The organism is Salmonella sp. SAL4457, assembly GCF_046548235.1.
GTDB classification, from domain to species: domain Bacteria; phylum Pseudomonadota; class Gammaproteobacteria; order Enterobacterales; family Enterobacteriaceae; genus Salmonella; species Salmonella enterica.
In genome coordinates this window covers 1-396 of the sequence record NZ_JBGDZO010000096.1, presented here as the reverse complement: position 1 = coordinate 396, position 396 = coordinate 1, and the positions used below count along the sequence as shown (strand labels likewise).

The 396-nt window shown below is 65.9% G+C and carries 1 pseudogene; it reads right to left on the bottom strand.

From position 1 onward, the window contains the following. Window positions 1-396, bottom strand: a pseudogene (locus ACLJNW_RS23395) (type VI secretion system ATPase TssH); the annotation flags it as partial.

Below are 396 nucleotides of genomic sequence, written 5' to 3'. Positions count from 1 at the left end.
TCGGATCGGCGAGGCCGGCGCGCGAACGGCGCACGGCGTTGGACACGGCGACTACCGCCTCGTCCTGGCCGATCACTCGCCGATGCAGCTCCTGCTCCATGCGCAGCAGCTTCTCGCGCTCGCCCTCGAGCATCTTCGACACCGGGATACCGGTCCACTTGGAAACCACTTCGGCGATTTCCTCGTCGGTCACCTTGTTGCGCAGCAACTGGTTCTCGGTCTTGCCGTGCTGGTCGACCATCTGCAGGCTGCGTTCCAGGTCCGGGATGGTCTGGTACTGGATGCGCGCCATGCTCTCGAGGTCGCCCTTGCGCCGCGCCGCCTCCATCTCCTGCTTGGCCTGCTCGATCTTCTGCTGGATCTGCGCCGAGCCCTGCACCTCGGCCTTCTCGGACT